Genomic DNA, 25,066 nt, shown 5'->3' with positions numbered 1-25,066 from the left:
TATGGAGGAAGAAAATAAATGGTACAACTCAATCATGAGGTGCTCCAGTCGGTATTGAAGCCGTCCCGTTATACCGGCGGCGAATGGAATGCAGTGGTCAAGGATTGGGATAAGGTGGACTGCACCTTTGCCTTGGCTCTGCCTGACGTCTATGAAGTAGGGATGAGCAACTTAGGCCTGGCGATTCTCTATGAGATCCTGAATCGGGAAGAGCGGATTGCTGCTGAGCGTGTCTATGCACCCTGGACGGATATGGAAGCGGAGATGCGCAGCCGCAATATTCCGCTGTTCTCCCTGGAAACGAAGCAGGAACTTTCAAAGTTCGATTTCTTCGGTTTCTCCCTGCAGTATGAGATGATCTACTCCAATGTGCTCAATATGCTGGATCTGGCGGGGATTCCCCTCTGGGCCAAAGAGCGCGGTGAGGATATGCCCTTCGTGGTGGGGGGCGGCCCCTGCGTCTACAACGTGGAGCCCATTGCGGACTTCTTTGACTTCTTCATCGTCGGTGAGGCGGAAGAGGTCATTGTGGAAGTCGCGCATGCCTTTATCCAGTGGAAGCAGGCAGGGCGTCCCGGCGGCCGGCGTGGTTTCCTGGAGCGCCTGCTGACACTGGATGGCGTCTATGTGCCCTCCTTCTATGAGCCGAAATACACGGCGGCCGGCCACTACGAAAAGCTGGAACCGCTGCATGATAAGGCTAAGTCTGTGATCTTCAAGCGTGTCTGCAGGAATATGGACGAGGCCACAAGTGTCGAGCATCCATTGGTACCTTCTATGGATATCGTCCATAACCGCGCCATGCTGGAACTCTTCCGTGGCTGCTCCCGGGGGTGCCGTTTCTGTCAGGCGGGCATCTGCTATCGCCCGGCCCGGGAACGCACCGAGGAAAATCTCAAGCAGATGGCCCGTCAGCTCGTGGACAGCACGGGCTACAATGAAATGAGCCTGACTTCCCTGTCTTCGGCGGATTATTCCTGCTTAGGCCGTCTGGTTGACGACCTGATGATGGATTTCAAGGACGAAGAGGTCAGCTTCTCCCTGCCCTCCCTGCGCATTGACTCCTTCTCCATCGATTTGGCCCACAAGATGCAGCAGGTGCGGAAATCCGGTCTGACCTTTGCGCCGGAAGCCGGCACCCAGCGCCTGCGGGATGTGATCAACAAGGGCGTAACCGAGGAAAACCTTATGAACGCCTGTGCTTCGGCCTTCAAGCAAGGCTGGAAGCAGGTCAAGCTCTACTTCATGATGGGTCTGCCCACGGAAACCGATGAAGACGTTATCGGCATTGCCAAGCTGGCGAAAAAAGTCGTGGATCTCTATACGGAAATCAAGGGCAAGCGGGGCGTCAAGGTCACGGTGTCCGTGTCCTGCTTTGTGCCGAAACCCTATACGCCCTTCCAGTGGTTCGGCCAGCTGCCCATCGAGGAATTCCAGCGCCGTCAGGAACTGCTGAAGGAGCATATCACCGACCGGGCCATTACGTTTAATTACCACGATGCCCGTCTGTCTGTGATTGAGGGCGTATTTGCCCGGGGTGACCGTCGTCTGAGCAAAGTCCTCTATCAGGCTTGGCAGGATGGTGCTAAATTCGATGGCTGGACGGATCTGTATCATCATGAGATCTGGCTGGAAGCCATGGAAAAATGCGGCATTGATGGCAGCTATTACAGCCGCCGTACCCGTGACTTCAATGAAGCACTGCCCTGGGAAATCACTTCGCCGGGCGTGAATAAGGAATTCCTGTTGCGGGAATGGCAGAAGGCCATGAACGAGGCCTTGACGGAAGACTGCCGCCGGGGCAAGTGCTCAGCCTGCGGTATCTGTCCGAATCTGGGCGTCCATGTGATGGATTATGCCAAGGAAGAGGCCGCGCGGGGCTATCAGTCGCCGGAACTGCCGAAGAAAGTCCATCGCGATCCCAAGGATTCCGGCCGTCCCCGCACTCTGTATAAGTTCCGGGCCGAAATCACCAAAGGCGAAGATCTGCGCTATGTTTCCCATCTGGACTATGCCAATATCTTTATCCGCGCCTTCAAGCGCTCCGGTCTGCCGATGGCTTACTCCGAGGGCTTCAACCATCATATGAAGGTGTCCTTTGCGTCGGCCCTGTCACTCGGCGTGACAAGCGTCGCCGAGTATATGGAGTTCGAACTCCTGAAACCCGTCTGCCAGCCGGAAGTATTCGATAAATTGAAGGCCCAGCTGCCGCCGGGCGTGGAGCTCAAGGAGCTTCGTGAAGTCAAGACCAAGCAGAAAGCTATGATGGCACAGGCTGATGAAGCCAAATATGCAGCTTATATGCCGCTCTATGGGGATTATGCCCTTGCCGAAGCGGCAGTGAAGAAGTACAATGAAGCCGGTGAAGTGAATTATCAGCGTGTTACGCCGAAGAAGAAACGCGATATTGAGCTGAAGAAGTATATGAAGCAGCCGGTAGCGATTTCCTGCGAAGGGAATGAGTTGATCTTGGCTATTGATATTGCGATTACGGATAGCGGCAGCGTGAAACCTAGCGAGGTTATTGCGGCTTTGGTGGAACAGTTTGAGATGCCTGTAAAAGCTACAGAGGCGAAGATTGTTCGCACAGCGATGCTTTCTAATGGTAAAAGGCTTGTGGAACTTGTATAATTCGTGCGTGGTACTTTTCTTTGGCGCAAAGAAAAGTACCCAAAAGAAAACGTGGCTCAAAATCCCATCACGGGATTTAAAGCCACCAGCGCTCATCCTTGAGCGCTGGGCAACGATATAGATTTATGGGCTTCGATTCAGAAGTATAAGCCTTCCCCTTGAGGGGGCGGCGAAGCCGCGGGAGTCCGGTGGACTCCCCGGGAGGGGACCGCGTAGCGGTGGATGAGGTGTAAAATGATTGACTTAGGGGAGGTGAATGGATGAAATCTATACTTGTAACTGTCGTACCTGAGGAGATGAAGGTCGCTGTGATGGAGGACGGCAAGCTGTCCTCCATCGAAGTAGAGCGTGCGACTCATAGTCATCTGGTCGGCAATATCTATAAAGGACAGGTGCAGAATGTGCTGCCGGGGATGCAGGCAGCGTTTGTGGATATTGGGACCGGGAAGAATGCGTTCATGTATATCGGCGATGGGATGCCGGCGGATATGAAGCAGGCACTCTCCAAGCCGCAGAAGATCCATATTGGGCAGCAGATTCCCGTGCAGATCGTGAAGGACGCGATCGGTTCCAAGGGGCCGCGGGCGACCACGCATATCACGCTTCCGGGGCGGCATGTGGTGCTTTTGCCCACGGCGGCCTATATTGGGATGTCGCGGCGCATCGAAGAGGAGGCGGAGCGCACCCGGCTGCATGATATCGCTTCGCGCATCTGCCCTGAGGGCATGGGACTGATCATCCGCACTGTGGCGGCCGGGGCCAGCGAAGAAGCCCTGCGGGAGGATGTAGAATATCTGGCCAAGCTCTGGCATTCGCTTATGTCCCGTTTCAAGATGAAAAGCAAGGGAGCCAATCTCCTTTACCGGGATGCGGATCTGATCATCCGCATCGTACGGGATAATCTGACCGCTGAGGTGGCGGAGATGCTGATTGATGACCAGGCCGTCTATCAGCGTGTGCATGATTTCGTGAAGCTGCTGTCTCCGGAACTTTTGCCCAAGATCAAGTTCTATGAGGACAAGGAGCCGCTGTTCAAGGCTTATGGACTTGACGAAGAAGTGGCGAATCTCGGCAGCCGGACGGTGGAACTGCCATCCGGAGGCTTTCTCGTGCTCGATAAGACCGAAGCCCTGACGGTAATCGATGTGAATACCGGCAAGTACACGGGCAGCACGAACTTAGGTGAAACCGTCTATGCCACCAATCAGGAGGCCGCCGAGGAAATCATGCGGCAGCTGCGCCTGCGGGATATCGGCGGCATCATCATCGTGGATTTCATCGATATGGAAAAAGAGGAGCAGAAGGAGAATTTGCTCTTGCACCTGCGGGAGCTGGCCAAGCTCGATCCGACCAAAACCAATATCGTGGATATCACGAGCCTGGGCCTGGTGGAAATCACCCGCAAGAAATCCCGGCAGAACCTCGACAGCATCATCTACAGTGAATGTCCCATCTGTCATGGCCGGGGCCGGGTGGAATCGCCGGAAACGGTCAGCATCCGCATTGCGGCCGATATCCGCCGCATGGAGCATAAATCCCATGCCGAAGATGGCTATGAGATTGAAGTCCATGAGACCGTGGCCGAAGAACTGCGGCACAATCAGCTGCTTATGAACCTGGCGGCTGAATTTGCCATGGATATCAAGGTCACAGCGGCACCGGGCATGCATCCTGAGAATTATTCCATCCTGCAGCAAAACTGAATGAATAGCAAAAGCAGACGGCTGACATTGGTCAGCCGTCTGCTTTTGTTTTCGTAGACTCTTTCATTCGACGTTGTTTTTCCTTGCGCAGGCGCTTGTTTTCATACATGCATTGGTCTGCCCGGCGGGCAACGTCAATTACATGGGAGTCAAGCTGCGCATCGTATACGGCCAGCCCCATGGTCACATGTGCCTGTTCCCAGTCGGAAACGGCTGCAGCACAGAGCTCCTCCCGCTTTTGCCGGAAGAGGCGGAACAGCTCATCCCTGTTCTGGAAATCTTCCCCCCGCAGGAGGACGGCAAATTCATCTCCGCCGATGCGGAACACGGGACTGTGCTTGAATGTGCGGCAGATCAACTGGCTGGCAGTCTTGATATACACATCGCCTTTGTCATGGCCAAATACATCGTTGATGTATTTGAGATTGTCGCAATCAAAAACGCCCACGGCAAATTCTAATGTATTTTCGGGATTTTCCAGTTGTTCCTGTAATTTTTGTATATAGGACTCATAGCTGGCTTTGTTATGGACGGAGGTCATCGCATCGATATAAACCTGCCGGTTGAGGTGGTTGATATGTTCCTGTGTTTGCTTGATGAGCTGTTTGAAGGTCTGGGTTAGTAGTCCAACCTCATCGTTTTCGTTATAATCCAGTGCAATCTCATAATTGCCGGCGGCAACCTGCCTGGCCGATTCCGTGAGGTCGCGGAGCGGTTTGGTGATGCGCTCGGCAAAGCGCAGCATGATGAAGCTGACAAGCAGCAGGATGATCAGCGCAGCGAAGAGGATGCGCCGGATCAGGGTTTGCCAGCCGCTGTTGATTTCCGCTAATGGAACGGTTACGTAAAGCTGCATGCCATTGCTCAGGGGGAGCCAGACGGCTTCCTTGTTGATACCGTTGAAATGATAGTGGATATGCTGGTCGCCGATAACCTGGTCTGGGGCCCCCATGGCTACTTTCTCGCCGTATTGCAGGACGGAATCCATCTGCGGATGATAGACGATATTGGAATCCGCATCGAGGATGAAGGCATAGCCATGCTCAAAGAGTCTGATCTTGCCTGCCTCCTGAGCCAGTGTCTCATAGTCGATTTCCATGCCGATTACTCCCACGAATTGCTTCTGCCAGTAAATCGGCACGTTGTAGGAAATCACCCGGGTGCCCAGATTTTCGGTATCATAGGGAGGCAGCCAGATGCTCTTGCCGAGCATCTTGGGGATGGTGAACCATTTGGGGGCGGCAGGGATATTGGTATTGTATTGGGTCAGGTCGGTTACGAGATGTTCGCGAAAGTTGTCTTCGTCTGTTTTTACATACCAAAAGCCTTTTACCGTCGGTGAGAATTCCGGATCAATCCGGAAATAGTAGGTCAGCACACCATGGGTGTTGGCCGCAACTTTATTGAACAGCTGACGGGTATGTTCGACCTGATTTTCCAATTGGTCGTAAGGCATGTCATCAAAGCTGTCCTGTACAAGCGTAGCAACTGTGTCCGTGGAATGTTCCACGCTGTCAAAATAGGATTCCAGATGCATGGCCCCCGTGGTGCATTTCAGATGCAGCATCTGATCGGTATCGCTCTTGCCCAGCTCCCGAATGGAGAAAACGCCAATCAGCGTTGCAATGCTCAGGGCAATGATGATGGATAGTACCGTCAGCAGGGTGAATCTGGTACGAATGGAATGCATAGGAAAGCCTCCTCTTATAGCGGCATTTCTTCTATGTGTATATTCCATGCAAACAGCAAAAAACCTGCCAAAGGCAGATTTTTATCTCTGCTGCCAGCTGCCACTGTTAGGGGTTTTATAACTTTTTTTAAAAAACATTGCTCTATATTGTCAAAAAAAGTATAATGAATCTAAATGGTTATACTAACTATGAAGTTTGGGATATAGATTGAGAAAGAGGCAGGAAATGGATATCAAGGATATGCGGGCGTTTTACGCCATTGTTGAGGAAGGAAATATCAGTCATGCGGCGCAGAGGCTGGATATTGCCCAGCCTGCCTTATCGCGGCAGATGAAGCGGCTCGAAAGCTCTCTGGGTGTGCAGCTCTTCGAGCGTGGCAGCCGCCGTATCCGGCTTACGGATGCCGGCCGGGTGATGTACACCCGCGTCGAGCATATCCTGGGCATGGTGGATGGCACGGTGCGGGAAATCACGGAGATTGGCTCCGGTATTGCCGGTTCCGTCCGGCTGGGCACGATCACGACCTCCGGAGCACTTTTGCTGCCGGAGCTGATCTCGGAGTTCCATTCCCGCTACCCCAATGTGACCTATCAGATCTGGGAAGCGGAGGGCGCCCGTATCCTGGAACTGCTCGACAACAGGGTGATTGAGATCGGCATCACCCGCACGCAGGTGGATTCCAAGGTCTATGAGTCCATCGTGCTGCCCAATGAACCGTTGGTGCTTATCATGAACAAAGAGCAGGAAATCGGGGCTGACAGCACGAAGGTGGAACTATCAGAACTTAGGGACCAGCCCATCATCGTGCCGCTGCGCTGGCAGTCGGTGTTTATCGCCAACTGCCGCAAGCTGGGCTTTGAGCCGAAGATCGTCTGTGTCAGCGACAGTATCGTGCAGGATCTGCTGCTGGCCAAGATGGGCATGGGCATGGCCCTGTTGCCGGTGTCTTCCAAAACCCTGCTGACCGATGGCAATCTGATCTACAAGAAGCTGGTGGAGCCGGAGATGAGCACCCATACCGTGATTGCCTGGCTCAAGAATCGCACGTTATCTTCCTCGGCGGAGCATCTGATCGAGCTCTTCCGGGAAATGTTTTTAGGGACTGGCAAAAGATAGTCTCAAAGGTGAAAGGGGAACCCGATTATGGAACTTACAGATGTAAAAGTTGGTTTGCAGAATGTTGTTACCGAAGAAGTCACCCAGGAGAAAACCGCCCGCGCCATGGGCAGCGGTTCCCTGCCTGTCTATGCGACGCCGGCCATGACCTGCCTGATGGAAAAGGCCGCCACGGAAACTCTCGAAAGCCTCGTGCCCGAGGGTTGGACTACTGTGGGTATCAGCCTCCATGTGGCCCATAAGGCAGCTACGCCTGTGGGCATGAAGGTGCGGGCGGAAGCGGAGGTCACGGCTGTGGAAGGCCGTAAGGTGACCTTTACGGTGCGGGCCTTTGACGATGCCGAAGAGATCGGTGTAGGCACTCATGAGCGTTTTGCCGTGCAGAAGGAAAAGTTCCTCAGCAAGGCGCAGGCCAAACATTAATTTTTGATTATAATTCACGGGCAAGGCTTTTCAAACCTTGCCTTTCGTTATATTATGTATGTATACGCAACGAAGCAGGAGGGAAAGTGGATGGTTAAGCCAAGGATTTTTATCGTGGAGGATGAACGGCGGATTGCCCGTTTTTTGCAGATCGAGTTGGAACATGAGGGGTACGAGACAGCTACAGAGGATAATGGCCGCAAGGCTCTGGACCGCATCGTGCAGGGAGATTTCGACCTGGTATTGCTGGATGTCATGCTGCCGGAGATGGATGGCATGGAAATCTGCCGCAAGGTGCGGGAGATTTCCGATGTGCCCATCATCATGCTGACGGCCCGTGATGATGTATCCGATATGGTATCGGGCCTTGATCTGGGGGCCGATGATTACATCACGAAGCCCTTTGACATGCAGGAGCTTCTGGCCCGTATCCGCCGCGCCCTGCGCAGCCACTACAAGGAACGCCCCGACGATGTGGACGAGAACGAGCGCCTGACGGTCAAGGATCTCATCATGATTCCCAGCCGCTTTGAAGTGCGGGTAAAGGGCGAGTTCGTGCAGCTGACCAAGAAGGAATACACCCTGCTGGAATACCTGTTGCGCAACAAGCGCAACGTGCTGAGCCGCGAGCAGATACTGCAGGCGGTCTGGGGATATGATTACAACGGGGATACCAATGTGGTGGATGTCTATATCCGCTATCTGCGCTCTAAAATCGATGAACGGTTTCAGGAGAAATACATTCATACGGTGCGGGGCATAGGTTATGCTATTCGGGATTAAAGCCTGGCTGCGCCATCCGAGGCTTATGTTCGACCGCCTGCGCTATGCGCAGATTTCTACGAAAATAACCTGTTTCTATGCGGCAGTGCTGCTGCTGGTGCTGATCCTGACCAGTACCCTGACAGGCCTGGGGGTATTCTTTTCCTTCTACCATCAGGCTGAAGTGGAACTGGAAATGAGTATGAATCACGTGCTGGAGGTGCTGGAGCAGGGACGTTCCATCGACTCTGACTTTGGCCGTGATGATATTGTCTGGCCCGGGGTGGTGCTGCGTATCACCGATATGACCGGTCAGATCGTCTACGAAAATGACAGCCGATTCCCTTCGTTGAAGCGAATCGAGGAACATAAGGTCAAGAATCCGCCCTTCTGGGCCAATAAGAAGATGCAGGTGCTGCAGTTCCGCAATGCCACCTTCTATCATGCCCGCATGGATGTGGAGTACCGCGGTCAGATCTATCAGATGCACTTCTTCAAGACCATCACGGCGGAGAAGCATTTTTTGGAAACCCTGCAGAAAATCCTGTTCCTGATGACCATTTTGGGGTTCTTTCTGGCGCTCTTGGGCGGTTTCTTTGTCAGCCGTCGTATCTTGCAGCCCATTCGGGACATGATTGTCACGGCCCGGAAGATCGAGGTGGAGAAGATGGATTGCCGCCTGCCGGTACCGCCGGCCCGGGATGAGCTCATGGAATTGGCAGAGACCTTCAATCATATGCTGAACCGCCTGGAGGCGGGCTTCAAGCAGCAGCAGCGTTTCGTGTCAGATGCCTCCCATGAACTGCGCACGCCGGTAACGGTCATTCTGGGCTATTCGGATCTTCTGTCCCGTTGGGGCCGGGACGATGCTGAGGTGCTGGATGAGGGCATTTCCTCCATCCGCTCAGAAGCGGAGAATATGCAGCAGCTGATTGAAAAACTGCTGTTTTTGGCCCGGGCAGATCAGAAACGTCAGGTGCTGCACAAGGAGAATATCGAGCTAAGCGAACTGTTGGCCGACGTCATGAAGAAAATGCAGCTGGTGACCAAGGAACATTCCGTAGAACTCCTGCAGAATGATGATGGCCTGATGTATGGCGATCTGGTGACCGTGCGGCAGATGTTCCGTATCTTCCTGGACAACAGCAAGAAATACACCCCGGCAGGCGGGCGGATTACCGTGACTTCCCGTTATGTTGAGGAGGAGCAGGGAAAATTCATGCTGGTGGACCTAGCCGATAACGGCATCGGCATTGCGCCGGAGGATCAGCAGAAGGTCTTTGAGCGCTTCTACCGGGTGGACACTTCCCGTACCAAGGCTCAGGGTGTCAGCGGCACCGGCCTGGGGCTCTCCATTGCCAGCTGGATTGCCGAGCAGCATGGGATTGAAATAACCATGAGCAGTGCCTTGGGCAAAGGGACAACTATACATTTGAAGATACCATTGATATAGAGATCTTAGGAAAATTCCTGCCAAGGCAGGAATTTTTTCATTTGTGTAGAATTTACATAAACATTGAGAGATGCTGAACTAAGCGGAATGTATGGAGAGGATGAATTTTTAATGAAGGTTTTGGTCACAGGGGTGACAGGTCAATTAGGCCATGATTGTGTAAATGAATTCTTAAGCCGTGGAGTGGAGGTGCAGGGCGTGTCCAGCAAGGACTTTTCCCTGACGGATGGTGCTGCCACGGAAAAATATATCAAGGATTATCAGCCGGATGTGGTGATCCATTGTGCTGCTTATACGGCTGTGGATAAGGCGGAGGAGGAACCGGAACTCTGTCAGGCCATCAATGCGGAAGGCACGCGCCATGTTGCTCAGGCCTGCGCTGAAATCGGTGCCAAGATGGTCTATATCAGCACGGACTATGTGTTCCCTGGGGATGGGGAGGAGCCTTATGCTGTGGATGCACCCAAGGGGCCACAAAACGCCTATGGACGTTCCAAGCTGGCCGGGGAAGAGGCTGTGCAGGAACTGCTGACGAAGTATTTCATCGTGCGCATCTCCTGGGTGTTCGGCATCCATGGCAAGAACTTTATCCGCACCATGCTGAATCTGGCCAAGAGCCACAAGGAACTCACCGTAGTAAGCGATCAGATTGGTTCGCCGACTTATACCCGTGATCTGGCGGTACTGCTGGCGGATATGGTACATACAGAGCGTTATGGTGTTTATCATGCCACCAATGAAGGCTTCTGTTCCTGGGCTGAGCTGGCTGCCGAGGTATTCCGGCAGGCTGGCCGTGAGGTCACGGTTACGCCCGTTGACTCATCTGCCTATCCCACCAAGGCTGTGCGGCCGAAGAATTCCCGCATGGATACGGGAAAACTTACAGAGAATGGTTTCAAACTGCTGCCCCGTTGGCAGGATGCGGTAGGCCGTTATCTGATTGAATTACAAAATGAAGCGATATTGTGATAATATAACCCTATACTGTCCTTCAGATGCGTACATATTCGAGAAATGTGTACGCAGTTTTCTTGTTTTAATGGCAATAGTTCGCCGTGAAGAAACATTTTTGTCATATTCTCTTGCCAAAGTGTAAAGTATAGTATATACTAACACATGTATAATATAGGTGAACGCACTTATCGTAATACAAGAATTTTTTTGAAGGAGGGGGATTAGCATGTTTAGAAAAGTTGGCAGAAAATATATGGAAACTGCCCTGATCAAGCTAATCGCAGTTGGTTTAGTAATTGGTATCATCATCGCCCTGGCTGCACCGGGAATGGTGCCGTTGGTGGCCATATTCGGTGATTTGTTCGTCCGGGCTTTGAAAGGTGTGGCTCCGGTATTGGTGTTCGTGCTGGTCATGAACGCCATGGCCCAGAAAAATGCAGATGCCAGCGCCTCCATGAAGCCCATTGTCCGGCTTTATGTGCTGGCTACATTCTTTGCATCCTTAGTGGCGGTAGCGTATTCCTTTGCCTTTCCGACCACCTTGCAGCTGCAGCTGGCAGATGCTAAGCTCACGCCGCCCAGTGGCATCTTGGAAGTCCTGCACAATCTAGTGCTGAATGTGGTGGATAATCCCATCCATGCCATTGCCAGCGCCAATTACATCGGCATCCTGGCCTGGGGTGTGCTGACGGGGCTGGCTCTGCACAGCGCTTCGGACAGTACGAAGGAAGCTTTGAATGATTTTGCCAAGGCTGTGACGAAGCTGGTGCAGTGGGTAATCCGCCTGGCACCATTCGGCATCATGGGCCTGGTGGCAGATGCCATCGGCACGAATGGCGCCGAGGCCATCATGGGTTACTTCCATCTGCTGGCGGTGCTCCTAGGGGCGTTCTTCTCAGTAGCTTTGATCATGAACCCGTTGATTGTCTATATGCACATTCATCGCAATCCTTATCCGCTAGTGCTGACCACCTTGCGGGAAAGCGGTCTCTATGCCTTCTTCACGAGAAGTTCGGCAGCCAATATTCCGGTCAATATGGAGCTCTGTGAGCGCCTGGGCCTGCATAAGGATACGTATTCCGTTTCCATTCCGCTGGGAGCCACCATCAATATGAGCGGCGCGGCCATCACCATTGCGGTGCTGTCCCTGGCCTGTGCTCATACGCTGGGCATTGACGTTGACCTGCCCACGGCCCTGCTGCTCTGCATCATCGCTACGGTTGGTGCCTGCGGTGCATCCGGCGTGGCCGGCGGTTCCCTGCTGCTGATTCCCGTGGCCTGTTCGTCCTTCGGTATCAGCAATGATATCGCCATGCAGGTGGTTGGCGTCGGTTTCATCATCGGCGTACTGCAGGATTCCTGCGAAACGGCCCTGAACAGTTCCAGTGACGTGCTGTTTACGGCAACGGCGGAACTTACCAAGAAAGCAAAAGACGGCACCCTGACCGATGCGGATATGGTGCTGAAAAATTAATATAGGCTGATCTATATCGTGCTGCTAAGACGCCCCAGGGGCTGGCAATATTTTTTCTGCGCTGAGACGCAAGTCGTCAAACGCTCCGAAAAAACATCGCCAGCCCCTGGGGCTTAGTACGTATTAATAATAAACGTCATTGAGAATGCCAGGCCTTTCTCTTGAGGGGAAGGTAGTGGATGAGGTGGCTGGTGTTAAAGAATAATACAATAGTGGAAAAATGTCCATAACAGGTGTATAATAAAGAAAATCATATTCCATCAGTCGTGGACAAAGAAGGCGAAAGTATGGATTTACAGGATGCGAAATGGCGCAAGCCCGTGATTTTTGGCAGTGTTTTTCTATTATTGGCCGGGGGAGCAGGGGCCTATTATGCCGGGGCGGCAGAGGAGCCGGCCCCGGTGCTGCAGTCTGACAAGCACAGGGAGGAGCAGCCAGCGGAGCCGCCGGAAATCAAGGGATTGCAGCAGGCCAATGCGTCACAGGAACTGCGCAATCCCTTTTCCCTGCTCCATGAACGGGAGGGGGAGATTGCCGAGGCCGGCAGGGAGGAGCAGAAGCCGCTGCCGGCAACGGCAACAGAACGAGCTGCCGTCACGCCGGTGGCAAAGAAGCAGAACGTGCCCGTGCCCAAAGTAAGGCAGGCCAATATTATTCTCTGTGGTATTGTGGAAGGTGCCGGCGGGCGGCTGGCGCTTTTGCGGACGGGAAACAGTACGGTGACAGCTGGCTGTGGTGAGATGGTGGACGGCTGGCAGGTTACGGATGTGGGAGCTGAGTCGGTGACGGTGGCAAGAGCTGGACAGGTGCGTCATTTGCCGCTGGCCATGATGCAGATGGGGGCGAAATGATGCATAAGACAGTCAGAAAGATTTTCGTTATGGGATTATGTTTTTTTCTGTTCGGACATGCTGATGGGCTGGCAGCGCCGGTGCGCCTGCATGTGGAAAATGCGGCCACCGGGGCCGTGCTGATGTCAGTGGCCCGCATGGGCGGCTTCAATCTGCTGTTGGCAGATAATATCGGCGGCACAGTCACGGTCAATGTGAAAGAGGAACCGGAGAAGATTCTGGAACTCTTGGCAGCATCCAAGGGACTATTGTTGGAAAAATATGCGGGTGTCTATGTGGTGACGACACCAGCCCAAAGCAATACCCTGCGGCGGGTACATATGTACAAAGCGCAGTATGCCCGGCCGGAGGATTTAGCAAAAGTGGCAAATTTATCTCTTTTTGCAGGAGGAGAAAAGTCCCAAACGACGAAACTAAAGAGTAGTACAGGTAAGTCAAAAGTGACTGCGGAACAGAAAAATCCAGTTTCCCGTGTCATGGTGGATGAATCCGCTGGTGCGGTGCTTTTTTACGGTACGGATGCAGAGGCCCAGAAGGTACAGCAGGCCATGCAGCAGGTGGATATCCCTGCTAAGCAGGTCAGCATTGAGGCGGAAGTCGTAGCTATTTCCCGCAATGCGGCGAAGAATCTGGGCATTGAATGGGAATGGTCAAAGCTGCCCCAGTATCCAGAGCATAGCAAAACCTATCGCAATGCCGGCAAGAGCAATGAGCGGGTAGAGGTGGAAACCAAGCGCCGTTATAACGGCAAAGGGGATAATATCCCCGGCATTATCCGTTTCGGCAGAGGGCCGGAGGGCTATCCCTTTGAATTCTACTTTGGTGCGAAGCTCAATGCCCTGGTGACAGATGGCAAGGCGAAAATCCTGGCCAGACCCAATATCACCACCATTCAGGGACATGAAGCCATCATCAATATCGGTGGCGATGTGCCGGTGCCAACCCAGACGGTAGCCGAAAACAGTACGACCAATACGGTGACTTATCGGCAGGCGGGAATCATCCTGCGCTGCACGCCGCGGGTCAACAGCGACGGCCAGATTACAACGGAAGTACATACGGAGGTCAGCACGCCGGAATTTGTGACGGATCTGAAGGCCTATCGGTTCAACCGGCGCAGTGCCGATACCATCGTGCGGCTGCGGGACGGGGAGACCATGGTGATTGGCGGCCTGATCAGCAGCGAGGAATCCCGCACCATGAGCAAGGTGCCTTTGCTGGGAGACCTGCCCTTTTTCCGCATGTTGTTCCGAAATACCCAGCATAATCATACGGAATCCGAAGTCATGATATTCCTAAAGGCCCATGTGTTGTGATATAATTATGTTATAATGTGCATGCATATCAGTTATGAAGACTTGTAAAGGGGAATAGATTATGGCCATTAAGATTTTGATAGCAGACGACCACGCGTTGCTGCGACAGGGCATCAAGCGTGTCCTGAATTTCGAGGACGGTTTTGAGGTTATCGGCGAGGCTGAGGATGGCCAGGAAGCGGTGGCCCGTACCCTGATGTTGCAGCCGGATGTGCTGCTGCTGGACATCAATATGCCGGGGATGAGCGGCCTGGACGTAGTCAAGCAGCTCAAACAAGCGGAATGCGAAACCCGCATCATTGCCCTGACCATTCACGACAGCGACAATTACGTGCTGGAAATGCTGAAAAACGGTGCGCTGGGCTATCTGCTGAAAGATGTGGAACCAGCGGTGCTCATCAAGGCCATCCATGTGGTTAATGGCGGCGATGCCTTCGTTTATCCGGAGCTGGCAGAACGTCTCTTCGGCAGTGCCACGGTTACTGATGATGTGGAGAACCGGGCCAGGGAAATCCTCGACGAGAGCCGGGGCGAGCGTCTGACCTCTCGGGAGATGGATGTGCTGGAATGCGTGGCCAAGGGCTTTTCCAATCAGGATATTGCCAAGGCCCTGGGACTCAGCGAAAAGACCGTCAAGAATCATATGACCAGAGTCCTGCGGAAACTCAAGGTGGAGGACCGTACCCAGGCCTTGGTCTATGTGTTGAAGAACAAGATCATTTCCTTGGAATAAGGGTGGAAAATATCCTTAGGCAGAAGTCCGTTTTTTATGGATTTCTGCTTTTTTTTCGTGTCTGTATAAGGTATAATAGGAATAGTAGAAAAATATGAATCCGATTCGTAATTGAGAGGTATTCACGAAATAAATTTGGAAGGTGATTACGGTGCTGTATCCGCTGAATCTCGATTTGACTGATAAAGTTTGTGTGGTCATTGGCGGCGGTCAGGTGGCCGGGCGCAAGGTCAAGGATCTGCTGGCGGCCGGAGCGAAGGTTACCATCATTGCACCCCAGCTGTCAGAGGGCTTGCAGAAGCTGGCCCTGAGCGGCCAATTGAACTGGCAGAAGAGCGATTATCACCCGGGCATGCTGCTGCATCTGCAGCCGCTATTGGTGTTCTGTACGGCCAACGATAAGATTGCGAATCTTACCGCCATTGCCGAGGCTAAGGAAATCGGCGCATTGGTCAATGCTGCCACGGCACCGGAACGGACGGATTTTTCTGTGCCTTCGAAAGTGGCGCGGGGCGATATGCTGCTGACCATATCCACCGGCGGCGTGAGCCCTGCCTTTGCCAAGCTCCTGCGTGAGCGGCTGGAGCTGGAATACCCGGAAGAATTCGGAGATTTTTTGGAACGGTTAGCAGTATTGCGTCAGGAAGTAAAGGGGAGGCCGGGGGGCAGCCGGGAGCATGAACGGCTTTGGCGGCAGGCGCTGACGCAGCGTGTGATTGATTTAGTGAGAGCTGGTCAGTTAGACCAGGCGGAGGAAGAGGTAAGAAATGGAATTATTGATGCTGGGGCTCAACCACAAGACGGCGCCCGTTGATGTGCGTGAGCGTTTTTCCATTCCCAAAGCGGCTGTAAAAAGCGGTTTGGCCAATTTAGGGGAGTATGAAGGGATTCTGGAAGCGGTGGTATTATCCACCTGCAACCGCAGCGAGATGTATGCTGTGGTGGAGAAGGCAGATCGGGATTTAGCCACCTTGAAGCAGTTCCTCTTCGACCTCACGGGCAATGAGGAAAATATTGACGAATATCTCTATCACTATGCCGATGAAGAATGCATCGACCACCTGTTTCGGGTGGCATCGAGCCTTGACTCGCTGGTATTGGGCGAAGGACAGATCCTTTCGCAGGTCAAGGAAGCCTATGCCATGAGCCGGGAGGCGGGCACGACGAGCACGGTGCTCAACACCCTGTTCCATCGGGCCATTGCCACGGGCAAGCGGGTGCGCACAGAAACCCGCATCCAGTTCAACTCCGTATCCGTGAGCTATGCGGCCGTAGAACTGGCACGTGAGGCCTTGGGTGAACTTCATGAGGCCAGTGCGCTGATTTTCGGCGCCGGGAAGATGGCTGAACTTACGGCCCAGCATCTCATATCCCATGGCGTGAAGAAAATCTATGTGACCAACCGCCATATCGAGCGGGCGGAGCTTTTGGCCGCGCAGTTCAATGGTGAAGCCGTGCCTTTTGAGGAGGCTATGAAGCGGGCCGTGGATGTGGATGTGATCGTGACTTCCACAGGTGCGCCCCACTATGTGATCAAGCCATGGGAAACCCGCCAGCTGATGACCAAGCGCAAGAGCCGGCAGCTCTTCCTGATTGATATTGCCGTGCCCCGTGACGTGGATCCGGAAGTCGGAGAAATCAAGGGCGTAACCCTTTATAATATCGACGCATTGGAAGAAGTGGTGGACGAGCATATCGAAGAGCGCCGCCACGAAGCCAAGCAGGCCGAAAAGATCGTGCAGGAGGAAGTGGATTCCATCATGGAGCGCTTCCAGTATCTGTCCTTCCGTCCGTTGATGGCCAGGCTCTCCGACCGCTGTGAGCGCATCCGCGCCCGGGAGGTCAAGCGGGCCAGCTCCAAACTGCCGGACCTTAATGAAGAGCAGTGGCGGCAGGTGGAGCATATGAGCCGCATGATCGTGCGCAAGATCCTGCGCATGCCCATGATGAAACTCAATTCCGCCGCAGGCACGGAACAAGAAGAATTTTACATCGAAGCCATGCGGGCGCTTTTTAAACTGGATACGATAGGAGAGACGGCAAACAGTGAAGAACACGATTGTTATCGGTACGCGCAGCAGTAAGCTGGCGTTATGGCAGGCAGAATACGTAAAAGGCCGTTTGGAGGAAGAATATCCGGGACTTACCGTAGAACTGAAACTGATGACCACCAAGGGGGATAAGATTCTCGATGCCCCCCTGGCCAAGATTGGCGGCAAGGGGCTCTTTACCAAAGAGCTCGAAATGGACATGCTGGACGGCGGCATCGATTTGGCGGTGCACAGCCTCAAGGATATGCCCACGGAGTTGCCCGCAGGCTTATGCCTCGCCGCTATCACCAAGCGTTTCGACCCTGGTGATGCCGTGGTCAGTCCCAAATTCAAGACATTTGACGCGTTGCCTTGTGGCGCAAAAGTAGGTACTTCCAGCCTGCGCCGCAAGGCACAGCTTTTGCATGCCCGCCCGGACCTCAATATCTGCGACCTGCGGGGCAATGTGAATACAAGACTGGCCAAGCTCGAAAGCGAGAACTTCGATGCCATCATCCTCGCCGTAGCCGGCCTCAAACGTCTGGGCTTCGGCGAGCGCATTACCGAGGTGCTGCCGCAAGAAATGGTACTGCCTGCTGTGGGGCAGGGCGCCTTGGCAATCGAAACCCGTGAGGATGATGCAGAAATGCGGGAAATGCTTGCCTTCCTCAATGACGAAGCCACAGTACACTGTGCCAAGGCCGAGCGCGCCTTCCTGGGGCGCGTAGAAGGTGGCTGTCAGGTCCCCGTCGGCGTCTATGCTGTACCCGCCGAAAAAGAAGAGATTCAGGTAGAAGCCGTGATTGCTTCACTTGACGGCCAGCGCCTCTACCGTGACAAAATCAGCGGCAAGGTCGAAGACGCGGAAAAACTCGGCGTAACACTGGCCGAAAAACTCCTCGCCGCCGGCGGAAAATCAATTTTGCAAGAACTCGGACTGCTACAAGAGGCAGCCAATTAAAGCCTTCCCCTTGAGGGGAAGGGGGACCGCGAAGCGGTGGATGAGGTGTCGTTTTTGCGGTAACTCTATTAATAAAGAAAAGGGATGACATAAAGAATGGCAGGAATGGTTTATTTAGTAGGTGCAGGCCCCGGAGATTACCGGCTTATCAGCATGAAGGCAGTGGATTGCCTCAAGATGGCAGACGTTGTCGTCTATGACCGTCTGGCTGATGACCGCATCCTGCGCTGGGCCCCGGACGATGCCGAATACATCTATGTGGGCAAGGCCTCCAGCAATCACACGATGAAACAGGAAGACATCAATCAGCTGTTGGTGGACAAGGCAAAAGAAGGCAAATGCGTCGTACGCCTCAAGGGCGGCGATCCCTTCGTCTTTGGCCGGGGCGGCGAGGAAGGCCTGCTGCTGCGGGAAAACAACCTGCCCTTCGAAATCGTGCCAGGCATCACTTCGGCCATTTCCGTGCCGGCTTATGCGGGCATTCCTGTAACCCATCGGGCGGTGGCCACATCCTTTGCTGTGGTGACAGGTCATGAAGATCCCACCAAGGGCAAGAGTAACATGCGCTGGGAACATCTGGCCACGGGCGTGGATACGCTGGTATTCCTGATGGGCGTAGCCAACCTGCCGCATATCACGAGCAAATTGATTGAAAACGGCCGCAGTGCCGATACTCCGGCCGCTGTAATCCGCTGGGGCACGAAACCGGAACAGCGCACGCTTGTGACCACCGTGGGCAAGGCCGCCGAAGATGTGGCCAAGAACGGCATCAAGCCGCCGGCCATCTTTATCGTAGGTGAAGTGGTCAAGCTGCGCGACAGCCTGCAGTGGTTCGATAATCTCTCCCAACGACCTCTGTTTGGCAAGCGGATTCTCGTAACCAGAGCACGCAGTCAGGCATCCAAGCTTACGGCGAAATTGGAGAACCTCGGAGCAGAGGTATTCGAAGCGCCGGCAATTTCTATGGCTGATCCGGCTGACAACTATGCGGCGCTCGATAAGTCCATTGACCATCTGCAGGATTATCACTGGCTGATCTTCACGAGCGCCAATGGCGTAGGCCGTTTTTTTGCCCGCCTGTTCAAGGCCGGCAAGGATGCCCGTGCTCTGGGCTATGCTAAGATTGCCGCAATCGGTTCGGCTACGGCAGAGAAACTCCATCAATACGGCTTGAACGCCGATGTAGTTCCGGCTGAATACCGGGCAGAAGGTGTGCTGGAAGCCCTGAAGGGCAAACTGCCGCCCCATGCGAAAATCCTGATTCCCCGTGCTGAAGAAGCTCGGGAAATCCTGCCGGAAACTTTACGGGAAATGGGCGCCGAAGTCGAAGTCGCCGCCGCTTACCGCACGGTCTGCGGTCAGGTGGACGGCGAAGCGCTGGCTGCTGAAATCAAAGACGGCCAGTTTGATATGGTGACCTTCACGAGTTCTTCCACGGTCAAGAATCTCGTGGAAATCATCGGTTCGGCAGACCTCTTGAAGGATGTCAAGACCGCCTGCATCGGCCCCATCACTGCCGATACGGCTAAATCTTTGGGCATTGAGCCGGACATCGTAGCAGAAGAATATACCATTGATGGCTTGGTAGAAGCCATTTGCAAATAATAGGAGATGTTAGTCATGTATGAACAGAAACTCCGTCCGCGCCGTATGCGCATCAGCCCCGCTATGCGTGCCATGGTGCGCGAGACCAGCCTGTCGGTAAAGGATTTTGTCTATCCTCTGTTTGTGGTGCCGGGCGAAAAAGTCCGCGAGGAAATCCCTTCCATGCCGGGATGTTTCCATCTGTCGGTGGATGAAGCCGTCAAGACCGCCAAAAAGTGCTGGGAACTGGGTATCCCTTCCGTAGAAGTATTTGGCATTCCCGAATACAAGGATGCCGACGGCAGCAGCGCCTGGGATATGACGAGCCCCGTGCAGCGGGCCATCAAGGCTATTAAGGCCGAGATTCCGGAACTTATGATCGTGGGCGATGTCTGCATGTGCGAATACACCGACCACGGTCATTGCGGACATCTCGAAGGTCATTATGTGGATAACGATGCGACGCTGAAGCTCCTGCAGAAGGTGGCCGTATCCCAGGCCCAGTGTGGTGTAGACATCATCGCGCCTTCCGATATGATGGATGGCCGTGTGGCTGCCATCCGTGAGGCTTTGGACGAAAATGGCTTCCAGAATGTATCCATCATGAGCTATGCGGTCAAATACGCTTCGGGCTATTATGGTCCCTTCCGTGATGCGGCTGATAGCGCACCGGCTTTCGGTGACCGCCGCCAGTATCAGATGGACCCGGCCAATGCCCATGAAGCCATCAAGGAAGTAGACCTCGATATTGCCGAAGGCGCTGACATCATCATGGTGAAGCCGGCTCTGGCTTACCTCGATGTAGTCCGTCAGGTGCGTGACCATATCCATCATCCGGTGGCTGTTTACAATGTCAGCGGTGAATATGCCATGGTCAAGGCTGCCGCCAAGAACGGTTGGATTGATGAAAAGCGCATCGTTATGGAAACTCTGCTTTCCATGAAACGCGCCGGTGCTGATATCATCATCACCTATCATGCTATGGATGTGGCTCGCTGGCTGAAGGAGGAAAACTGATGCTGAACCTGGAAAAATCCGCTGCTGCTTTTGCTGAAGCCAAGGAACTTATGCCCGGCGGCGTCAACAGCCCCGTGCGTTCCTACAAGAGCGTGGACTGCAATCCGCCGTTCATCGACCATGCTTTAGGGGATAAGATTTACGATATCGACGGCAATGAATACATCGACTATGTAGGCTCCTGGGGCCCGATGGTTGTGGGCCATGCCCATCCCAAAGTCGTCAAGGCTTTGCAGGAAGCCGCAACCCGTGGCACGAGCTATGGCGCACCGACCTGCATTGAGTCGGAACTGGCCAAACTCGTGATGGAGGTTTATCCGTCTATCGAAACCATCCGCATGGTCAACTCCGGCACCGAAGCCACCATGAGCGCTTTGCGTCTGGCACGCGGCTATACGGGGCGGGAAAAGATCGTGAAATTCATTGGCTGCTACCACGGCCATAGCGACAGCCTGCTCGTAAACGCCGGTTCCGGCATGGCCACCTTCGGCGTGCCGAGTTCGCCGGGCGTGACCAAGGGCACGGCACAGGATACCATTTCCGTGCCTTACAATGATGTGGACGCCATTACGAAAGTAATGGAAGAAGTGGGCGACCAGGTAGCCGCTGTCATTGTCGAGCCGGTGGCCGGCAATATGGGCCTCGTCCTGCCTCAGCAGGGTTATCTGCATAAGCTCCGTGAACTCACTGAAAAACATGGCGCATTGCTGATCTTTGATGAAGTCATGTGCGGCTTCCGGGCTTCCTTAGGCGGTGCGCAGGCGGCTTATGGCATCACGCCGGATCTGACCTGCCTTGGCAAGATCATCGGCGGCGGCCTGCCCGTGGCAGCCTATGGCGGCCGCAAGGATATCATGGCCAAAGTTTCCCCGTCCGGCCCGGTCTATCAGGCTGGCACCCTCTCGGGCAACCCGTTGGCCATGACCGCAGGCCTCGCAACCCTGCAGATCATCACCGCCGAACCCGAAGAAGGCAAGGCTGACTACAGCCGTGAGCTGACCTTAAAGACGAAGAAACTGCTGCTGGGCTGGCTGGAAAAAGCCAAAGAAGCCGGCGTTACCATCCAGGCCCATCAGGCCGGTTCCATGTTCGGCATCTTCTTCAGCGACAAGGATGTGCTGAACTACGAGGACTCCTGCAACGCCGACCAGGAGAAATTCAAAGTCTGGTTCAAGGCCATGCTCGAACAGGGCATCTACTTGGCCCCGTCCCAGTTCGAAACCCTCTTCATGAGCGGCGCCCATACGGACGAAGATATCGAGCGCACCATTGCAGCGGCAGAAATCGCCTTTGCCAAAGTGGCGGCAATGTGAAAAGGATAAATTTTCTAATAAATTGACATATGTCCTGTTTTTTGCTATTCTGTTATCGTTAATTTCTTGTATAAGCCCATGAATATGGTATGGGCGTTTCTACAGGCAACCGTAAATTGTCACAGTCTACAAGGAAAACGAAGCATTGACAGTTGAAGCTTCCTTTTTCTTGCGGTGACTTATGAGTCCGCCTGCTAAGAAAGAGGAGGCTATTATTTTTTATGCAAGTTCAAGCAAGTCAGTCTTTCCTGGAGCGGTTCTTTAAGCTCTCGGAAAAGGGAACCACGGTACGCACGGAGATTATCGCTGGTTTCACCACCTTTATCGCCTTGGCGTATATCATGTTCGTCAACCCGAACATCCTCGCCGATGCCGGCGTGCCTAAAGAGGCTGCCATTGCATCCACCATCTGGATTGCGGCGCTGTCCACGATGATGATGGGCGTGTTCGCCAATTACCCGGTGGCTTTGGCACCGGGCATGGGGCTCAATGCGTTCTTCGCTTACTACGTCTGCGGTGTGTTAGGACTCCACTGGACGGTAGCGCTGGGCGCAGTATTCTTCTCTGGTTTGCTGTTTTTGATCCTGACCATCAGCCATGTGCGTCAGGCCATCATCAACGCCGTGCCGCAGAATCTGCGCGTGGCTATCGGCGTGGGTATCGGCTTATTCATCGCGTTTATCGGTCTTAAAGGCACCGGCCTGATCGTCAGCGATCCCGCTACCTTCATCACGCTTGGCCATGTGACTAAGCCGGAAACGGCGATGTCCCTGTTCGGCCTCGTGCTCACTGGTGTACTGATGGCCCGTGACGTGCAGGGCTCCATCCTGATCGGTATCATCGCTACGACGGTCCTTTCCATGGTGCTGGGCTATTCCCCGGTTCCGCATGCGTTCTCCGATGTGGTCAGCACGAGCCTGCCGCATATGGGTGAAACCTTCGGCAAGCTGGATATCATGGGTGCCTGGAACTACGGTATCCTGTCCATCATCTTCACCTTCACGGTCGTCGAACTCTTCGATAACATGGGTACCTTGATTGGTCTCACGGCTAAGGCCAATCTCGTCAAGAAGAACGGCGAGATCGAGAATCTCGACAAAGCCCTGAATACCGATGCTGTGGGTACGATCTTCTCCGCAGTCTTCGGTACTTCCACGGTTACGTCCTATATCGAAAGCGCTGCCGGTATCGCAGCGGGCGGCAAGACCGGCCTCACGGCTGTGACCGTTGCCGTACTCTTCCTCGTGTCCCTGCTGTTTGCACCGCTGATTGGCCTCGTGCCAGGCTTTGCCACGGCACCGCCGCTGATCCTCGTCGGCGCCCTGATGATGTCTGAAGTTGGCAAGGTGAATTTCGCCGACTTCACCGACGGCCTGCCTGCCTTCCTGACCATCATCATGATGCCAATGACCTCGTCCATCGCCAACGGCTTCGCTTTCGGTTTCATCAGCTACGCGTTCATGAAATCCCTGTCCGGCAAGGCAAGGGAAGTCAGCCCCATCATGTGGCTCGTCAGCATCGCTTTCATGATTAACCTGTTTATGCGTTCCTAAGTCCATAAGCTATTCCAGCGGCTATCCGCCGTGCCCACAGGGCAAGAGCGGATAGCCGCTTTTGTGATGCCTGAAAGTAAGTCGAAAAAAGAAGGGAAAAATCGATTAATGTCGAAAATTTAGACTATAGAAACAGAAAATTGGATTGAATTGCGGCAATAATCTTCTTTCATGATCCATATGAACATCAGGAATAGATTACTATCTAAGAGGGTGAAGGTAATGGCTATAAAGAGCAGACTCTTATCCAGTCTTAAATCCATATATGTGTCCCTGAACATGGCCGAGAACGAACACCCACAGAAACTGCATCCTATCCTGCATCGCCTGACCGAGGTCAGAGACTTATGCCAGATGGGGCTGACCAAGAGCAATTATGATGTCAGATATGGGGAAGCCTACGATACCCTTATTATGGCTATCAAGCAGATACTCTCTGGGAAAGCCGGAAAAGATGCCGGAGAGATTGTGGGACTGTGCAAGGAACTCTTGGAGCATATTATGGCTGAGACCGACAAGGAGAAACATTTCAAAAAAGAGATGGTGTTCCTGCCGTATAAAGCCAGCATGTGGGACAGCCTGGAGAGTGTATGGCGGGCTGCTTATGAGGATAAGGATAATTGTCTGGCCTATGTGATTCCTATTCCTTACTGCGACAGGAATCCGGATGGGACAGCCAAAGAGTGGCACTGCGAGAGGGATTTGTTCCCTAAGGATGTGCCTACTTTGGATTGGCAGGAAGTGGATTTGAAGACCATGCATCCTGATGTAATTTTCTTTCATTACCCTTATGATGATTGCAACAGGGTAACGAGCCCCAGCGAGGAATTCTACAGCAGTAATCTAAAAAAGTGTGCGGATAAGTTGGTGTATATTCCTTATTTTGTTACAGGAAAGGAATTAAAACCGAATTTCATTCAAGAACCGGGCGTAAATAACGCGGATTATGTCATTGTAGAAAATGAGAAAATTAAAGCGATTTACGAGGAGTACTATTCAGGAGGAGAGCTTCCTGAGGGAAAGATCCTCGCTCTTGGTTCGCCTAAATATGACAAGGTTATCGCATCAAGGAAAGAGGATTATCCCTTGCCTGAGGCTTGGGAGCGTCTTGTAGCTGGACGTAAAATCATTCTTTACAATACCAGTCTGCAAGCACATTTGATATATTCGAATAGGATAATCGAAAAGCTGTATTCGGTGCTCTTATATTTCAGAAGCAGGAAAGATTTGGCGTTTTGGTGGCGTCCTCATCCGCTTATGGAAGCAACGCTGGATTCGATGATTCCTCAGGTAGCATCTGTTTATCGTGAATTGCGTGATGCTTACTTGAAGGAAGGCTGGGGAATTTATGATGACACACCTGAGCTAGAACGTGCCATTGCATGGAGCGATGCCTATTATGGGGACACCAGTTCTGTAGTGGAGCTATACAGTAAAACTGGAAAACCAATTATGATACAGGACATGGAAGTTACGAATATTGCATAGCAGGAGGCGAATG

Annotated in this window: 20 protein-coding genes and 1 riboswitch; of the genes, 19 read left to right on the top strand and 1 reads right to left on the bottom strand. The window is 53.4% G+C overall.

Annotated features, from left to right (window positions below):
- Positions 1-18: 18 nt before the first annotated feature.
- Entirely contained in the window at positions 19-2,631 is a 2,613-nt protein-coding gene (locus SELR_RS12160; protein ID WP_014425526.1) for a TIGR03960 family B12-binding radical SAM protein, read from the top strand.
- Positions 2,632-2,891: 260 nt separating this feature from the next.
- Positions 2,892-4,334: an Rne/Rng family ribonuclease gene (locus SELR_RS12155; RefSeq protein WP_014425525.1), complete on the top strand. Its 1,443-nt coding sequence runs from the start codon at positions 2,892-2,894 to the stop codon at positions 4,332-4,334.
- A gap of 31 nt (positions 4,335-4,365) precedes the next feature.
- Here SELR_RS12155 and SELR_RS12150 read toward each other — a convergent pair whose 3' ends face one another.
- The gene (locus tag SELR_RS12150; protein WP_014425524.1) at positions 4,366-6,024 is read right to left on the bottom strand and encodes a sensor domain-containing diguanylate cyclase; all 1,659 of its coding nucleotides are present in this window, start codon (positions 6,022-6,024) and stop codon (positions 4,366-4,368) included.
- Between the two features lie 226 nt (positions 6,025-6,250).
- Here SELR_RS12150 and SELR_RS12145 point away from each other — a divergent pair, with 226 nt between their 5' ends.
- The 17 genes from SELR_RS12145 (at position 6,251) to SELR_RS12065 (ending at position 25,053) form a co-directional block, all read left to right on the top strand.
- Positions 6,251-7,141 (top strand): LysR family transcriptional regulator, encoded by an 891-nt coding sequence (locus tag SELR_RS12145; RefSeq protein ID WP_014425523.1) that lies wholly within the window; start codon positions 6,251-6,253, stop codon positions 7,139-7,141.
- A 27-nt stretch (positions 7,142-7,168) separates the two neighbouring features.
- Positions 7,169-7,564, top strand: a complete 396-nt coding sequence (locus tag SELR_RS12140; RefSeq protein WP_014425522.1) for a thioesterase family protein — start codon at positions 7,169-7,171, stop codon at positions 7,562-7,564.
- A 90-nt stretch (positions 7,565-7,654) separates the two neighbouring features.
- Complete coding sequence (locus tag SELR_RS12135; RefSeq protein ID WP_014425521.1) at positions 7,655-8,347, top strand: response regulator transcription factor; 693 nt, start codon at positions 7,655-7,657, stop codon at positions 8,345-8,347.
- A complete protein-coding gene (locus SELR_RS12130) occupies positions 8,331-9,779 on the top strand; it encodes a sensor histidine kinase (protein WP_041914414.1) in 1,449 nt (482 codons plus the stop codon). Before SELR_RS12135 ends, SELR_RS12130 begins: the two co-directional genes overlap by 17 nt.
- Positions 9,780-9,890: 111 nt before the next feature.
- Positions 9,891-10,748, top strand: a complete 858-nt coding sequence (gene rfbD / locus SELR_RS12125; protein WP_014425519.1) for a dTDP-4-dehydrorhamnose reductase — start codon at positions 9,891-9,893, stop codon at positions 10,746-10,748.
- Between the two features lie 211 nt (positions 10,749-10,959).
- On the top strand, positions 10,960-12,207 hold the full coding sequence (gene sstT, locus SELR_RS12120) for a serine/threonine transporter SstT (RefSeq protein WP_014425518.1): 1,248 nt from the start codon (positions 10,960-10,962) through the stop codon (positions 12,205-12,207).
- 287 nt (positions 12,208-12,494) lie between these two features.
- Positions 12,495-13,058, top strand: coding sequence for a hypothetical protein (locus SELR_RS12115; RefSeq protein WP_014425517.1), 564 nt, complete (start codon positions 12,495-12,497; stop codon positions 13,056-13,058).
- Between the two features lie 29 nt (positions 13,059-13,087).
- Positions 13,088-14,374: a type II secretion system protein GspD gene (locus SELR_RS12110; RefSeq protein ID WP_158645816.1), complete on the top strand. Its 1,287-nt coding sequence runs from the start codon at positions 13,088-13,090 to the stop codon at positions 14,372-14,374.
- Between the two features lie 61 nt (positions 14,375-14,435).
- Entirely contained in the window at positions 14,436-15,107 is a 672-nt protein-coding gene (locus SELR_RS12105; protein WP_014425515.1) for a response regulator, read from the top strand.
- A 151-nt stretch (positions 15,108-15,258) separates the two neighbouring features.
- Positions 15,259-15,921, top strand: coding sequence for a precorrin-2 dehydrogenase/sirohydrochlorin ferrochelatase family protein (locus tag SELR_RS12100; protein ID WP_014425514.1), 663 nt, complete (start codon positions 15,259-15,261; stop codon positions 15,919-15,921).
- Positions 15,875-17,191 carry a glutamyl-tRNA reductase gene (gene hemA / locus SELR_RS12095; protein ID WP_014425513.1) on the top strand — a complete coding sequence of 439 codons (1,317 nt, stop codon included), beginning with the start codon at positions 15,875-15,877 and terminating at the stop codon, positions 17,189-17,191. Before SELR_RS12100 ends, hemA begins: the two co-directional genes overlap by 47 nt.
- Positions 17,154-18,098 carry a hydroxymethylbilane synthase gene (hemC, locus tag SELR_RS12090; protein ID WP_014425512.1) on the top strand — a complete coding sequence of 315 codons (945 nt, stop codon included), beginning with the start codon at positions 17,154-17,156 and terminating at the stop codon, positions 18,096-18,098. The genes hemA and hemC overlap by 38 nt, the downstream gene beginning before the upstream one ends.
- Before the next feature lie 96 nt (positions 18,099-18,194).
- Positions 18,195-19,703 (top strand): uroporphyrinogen-III C-methyltransferase, encoded by a 1,509-nt coding sequence (gene cobA, locus SELR_RS12085; protein ID WP_014425511.1) that lies wholly within the window; start codon positions 18,195-18,197, stop codon positions 19,701-19,703.
- Between the two features lie 15 nt (positions 19,704-19,718).
- Positions 19,719-20,699: a porphobilinogen synthase gene (gene hemB / locus SELR_RS12080; RefSeq protein ID WP_014425510.1), complete on the top strand. Its 981-nt coding sequence runs from the start codon at positions 19,719-19,721 to the stop codon at positions 20,697-20,699.
- Positions 20,699-22,012 carry a glutamate-1-semialdehyde 2,1-aminomutase gene (gene hemL / locus SELR_RS12075; RefSeq protein ID WP_014425509.1) on the top strand — a complete coding sequence of 438 codons (1,314 nt, stop codon included), beginning with the start codon at positions 20,699-20,701 and terminating at the stop codon, positions 22,010-22,012. Before hemB ends, hemL begins: the two co-directional genes overlap by 1 nt.
- Positions 22,013-22,058: 46 nt before the next feature.
- A riboswitch (purine riboswitch) is annotated at positions 22,059-22,161 on the top strand.
- 72 nt (positions 22,162-22,233) lie between these two features.
- Positions 22,234-23,565 carry an NCS2 family permease gene (locus SELR_RS12070; RefSeq protein ID WP_014425508.1) on the top strand — a complete coding sequence of 444 codons (1,332 nt, stop codon included), beginning with the start codon at positions 22,234-22,236 and terminating at the stop codon, positions 23,563-23,565.
- Between the two features lie 279 nt (positions 23,566-23,844).
- On the top strand, positions 23,845-25,053 hold the full coding sequence (locus SELR_RS12065) for a CDP-glycerol glycerophosphotransferase family protein (protein ID WP_158645815.1): 1,209 nt from the start codon (positions 23,845-23,847) through the stop codon (positions 25,051-25,053).
- The last annotated feature ends 13 nt before the right edge of the window (positions 25,054-25,066 follow it).

It is taken from the genome of Selenomonas ruminantium subsp. lactilytica TAM6421 (assembly GCF_000284095.1).
Taxonomy (GTDB): domain Bacteria; phylum Bacillota; class Negativicutes; order Selenomonadales; family Selenomonadaceae; genus Selenomonas_A; species Selenomonas_A lactilytica.
Note: the sequence above shows the minus strand (reverse complement) of the source record. Positions and strands in the feature narration are given on the sequence as shown.

Excerpts from the sequence above, each read along its gene's own strand:
- SELR_RS12130 (WP_041914414.1), top strand. The coding sequence starts at position 8,331 with ATGCTATTCGGGATTAAAGCCTGGCTGCGCCATCCGAGGCTTATGTTC.
- SELR_RS12145 (WP_014425523.1), top strand. The coding sequence starts at position 6,251 with ATGGATATCAAGGATATGCGGGCGTTTTACGCCATTGTTGAGGAAGGA.
- sstT (WP_014425518.1), top strand. The coding sequence starts at position 10,960 with ATGTTTAGAAAAGTTGGCAGAAAATATATGGAAACTGCCCTGATCAAG.
- cobA (WP_014425511.1), top strand. The coding sequence starts at position 18,195 with ATGGCAGGAATGGTTTATTTAGTAGGTGCAGGCCCCGGAGATTACCGG.
- SELR_RS12150 (WP_014425524.1), bottom strand. The coding sequence starts at position 6,024 with ATGCATTCCATTCGTACCAGATTCACCCTGCTGACGGTACTATCCATC.
- SELR_RS12155 (WP_014425525.1), top strand. The coding sequence starts at position 2,892 with ATGAAATCTATACTTGTAACTGTCGTACCTGAGGAGATGAAGGTCGCT.
- SELR_RS12070 (WP_014425508.1), top strand. The coding sequence starts at position 22,234 with ATGCAAGTTCAAGCAAGTCAGTCTTTCCTGGAGCGGTTCTTTAAGCTC.
- SELR_RS12160 (WP_014425526.1), top strand. The coding sequence starts at position 19 with ATGGTACAACTCAATCATGAGGTGCTCCAGTCGGTATTGAAGCCGTCC.
- SELR_RS12105 (WP_014425515.1), top strand. The coding sequence starts at position 14,436 with ATGGCCATTAAGATTTTGATAGCAGACGACCACGCGTTGCTGCGACAG.
- SELR_RS12140 (WP_014425522.1), top strand. The coding sequence starts at position 7,169 with ATGGAACTTACAGATGTAAAAGTTGGTTTGCAGAATGTTGTTACCGAA.
- SELR_RS12065 (WP_158645815.1), top strand. The coding sequence starts at position 23,845 with ATGGCCGAGAACGAACACCCACAGAAACTGCATCCTATCCTGCATCGC.
- SELR_RS12115 (WP_014425517.1), top strand. The coding sequence starts at position 12,495 with ATGGATTTACAGGATGCGAAATGGCGCAAGCCCGTGATTTTTGGCAGT.
- hemB (WP_014425510.1), top strand. The coding sequence starts at position 19,719 with ATGTATGAACAGAAACTCCGTCCGCGCCGTATGCGCATCAGCCCCGCT.
- hemL (WP_014425509.1), top strand. The coding sequence starts at position 20,699 with ATGCTGAACCTGGAAAAATCCGCTGCTGCTTTTGCTGAAGCCAAGGAA.
- SELR_RS12135 (WP_014425521.1), top strand. The coding sequence starts at position 7,655 with ATGGTTAAGCCAAGGATTTTTATCGTGGAGGATGAACGGCGGATTGCC.
- SELR_RS12110 (WP_158645816.1), top strand. The coding sequence starts at position 13,088 with ATGGGATTATGTTTTTTTCTGTTCGGACATGCTGATGGGCTGGCAGCG.
- rfbD (WP_014425519.1), top strand. The coding sequence starts at position 9,891 with ATGAAGGTTTTGGTCACAGGGGTGACAGGTCAATTAGGCCATGATTGT.
- hemA (WP_014425513.1), top strand. The coding sequence starts at position 15,875 with ATGGAATTATTGATGCTGGGGCTCAACCACAAGACGGCGCCCGTTGAT.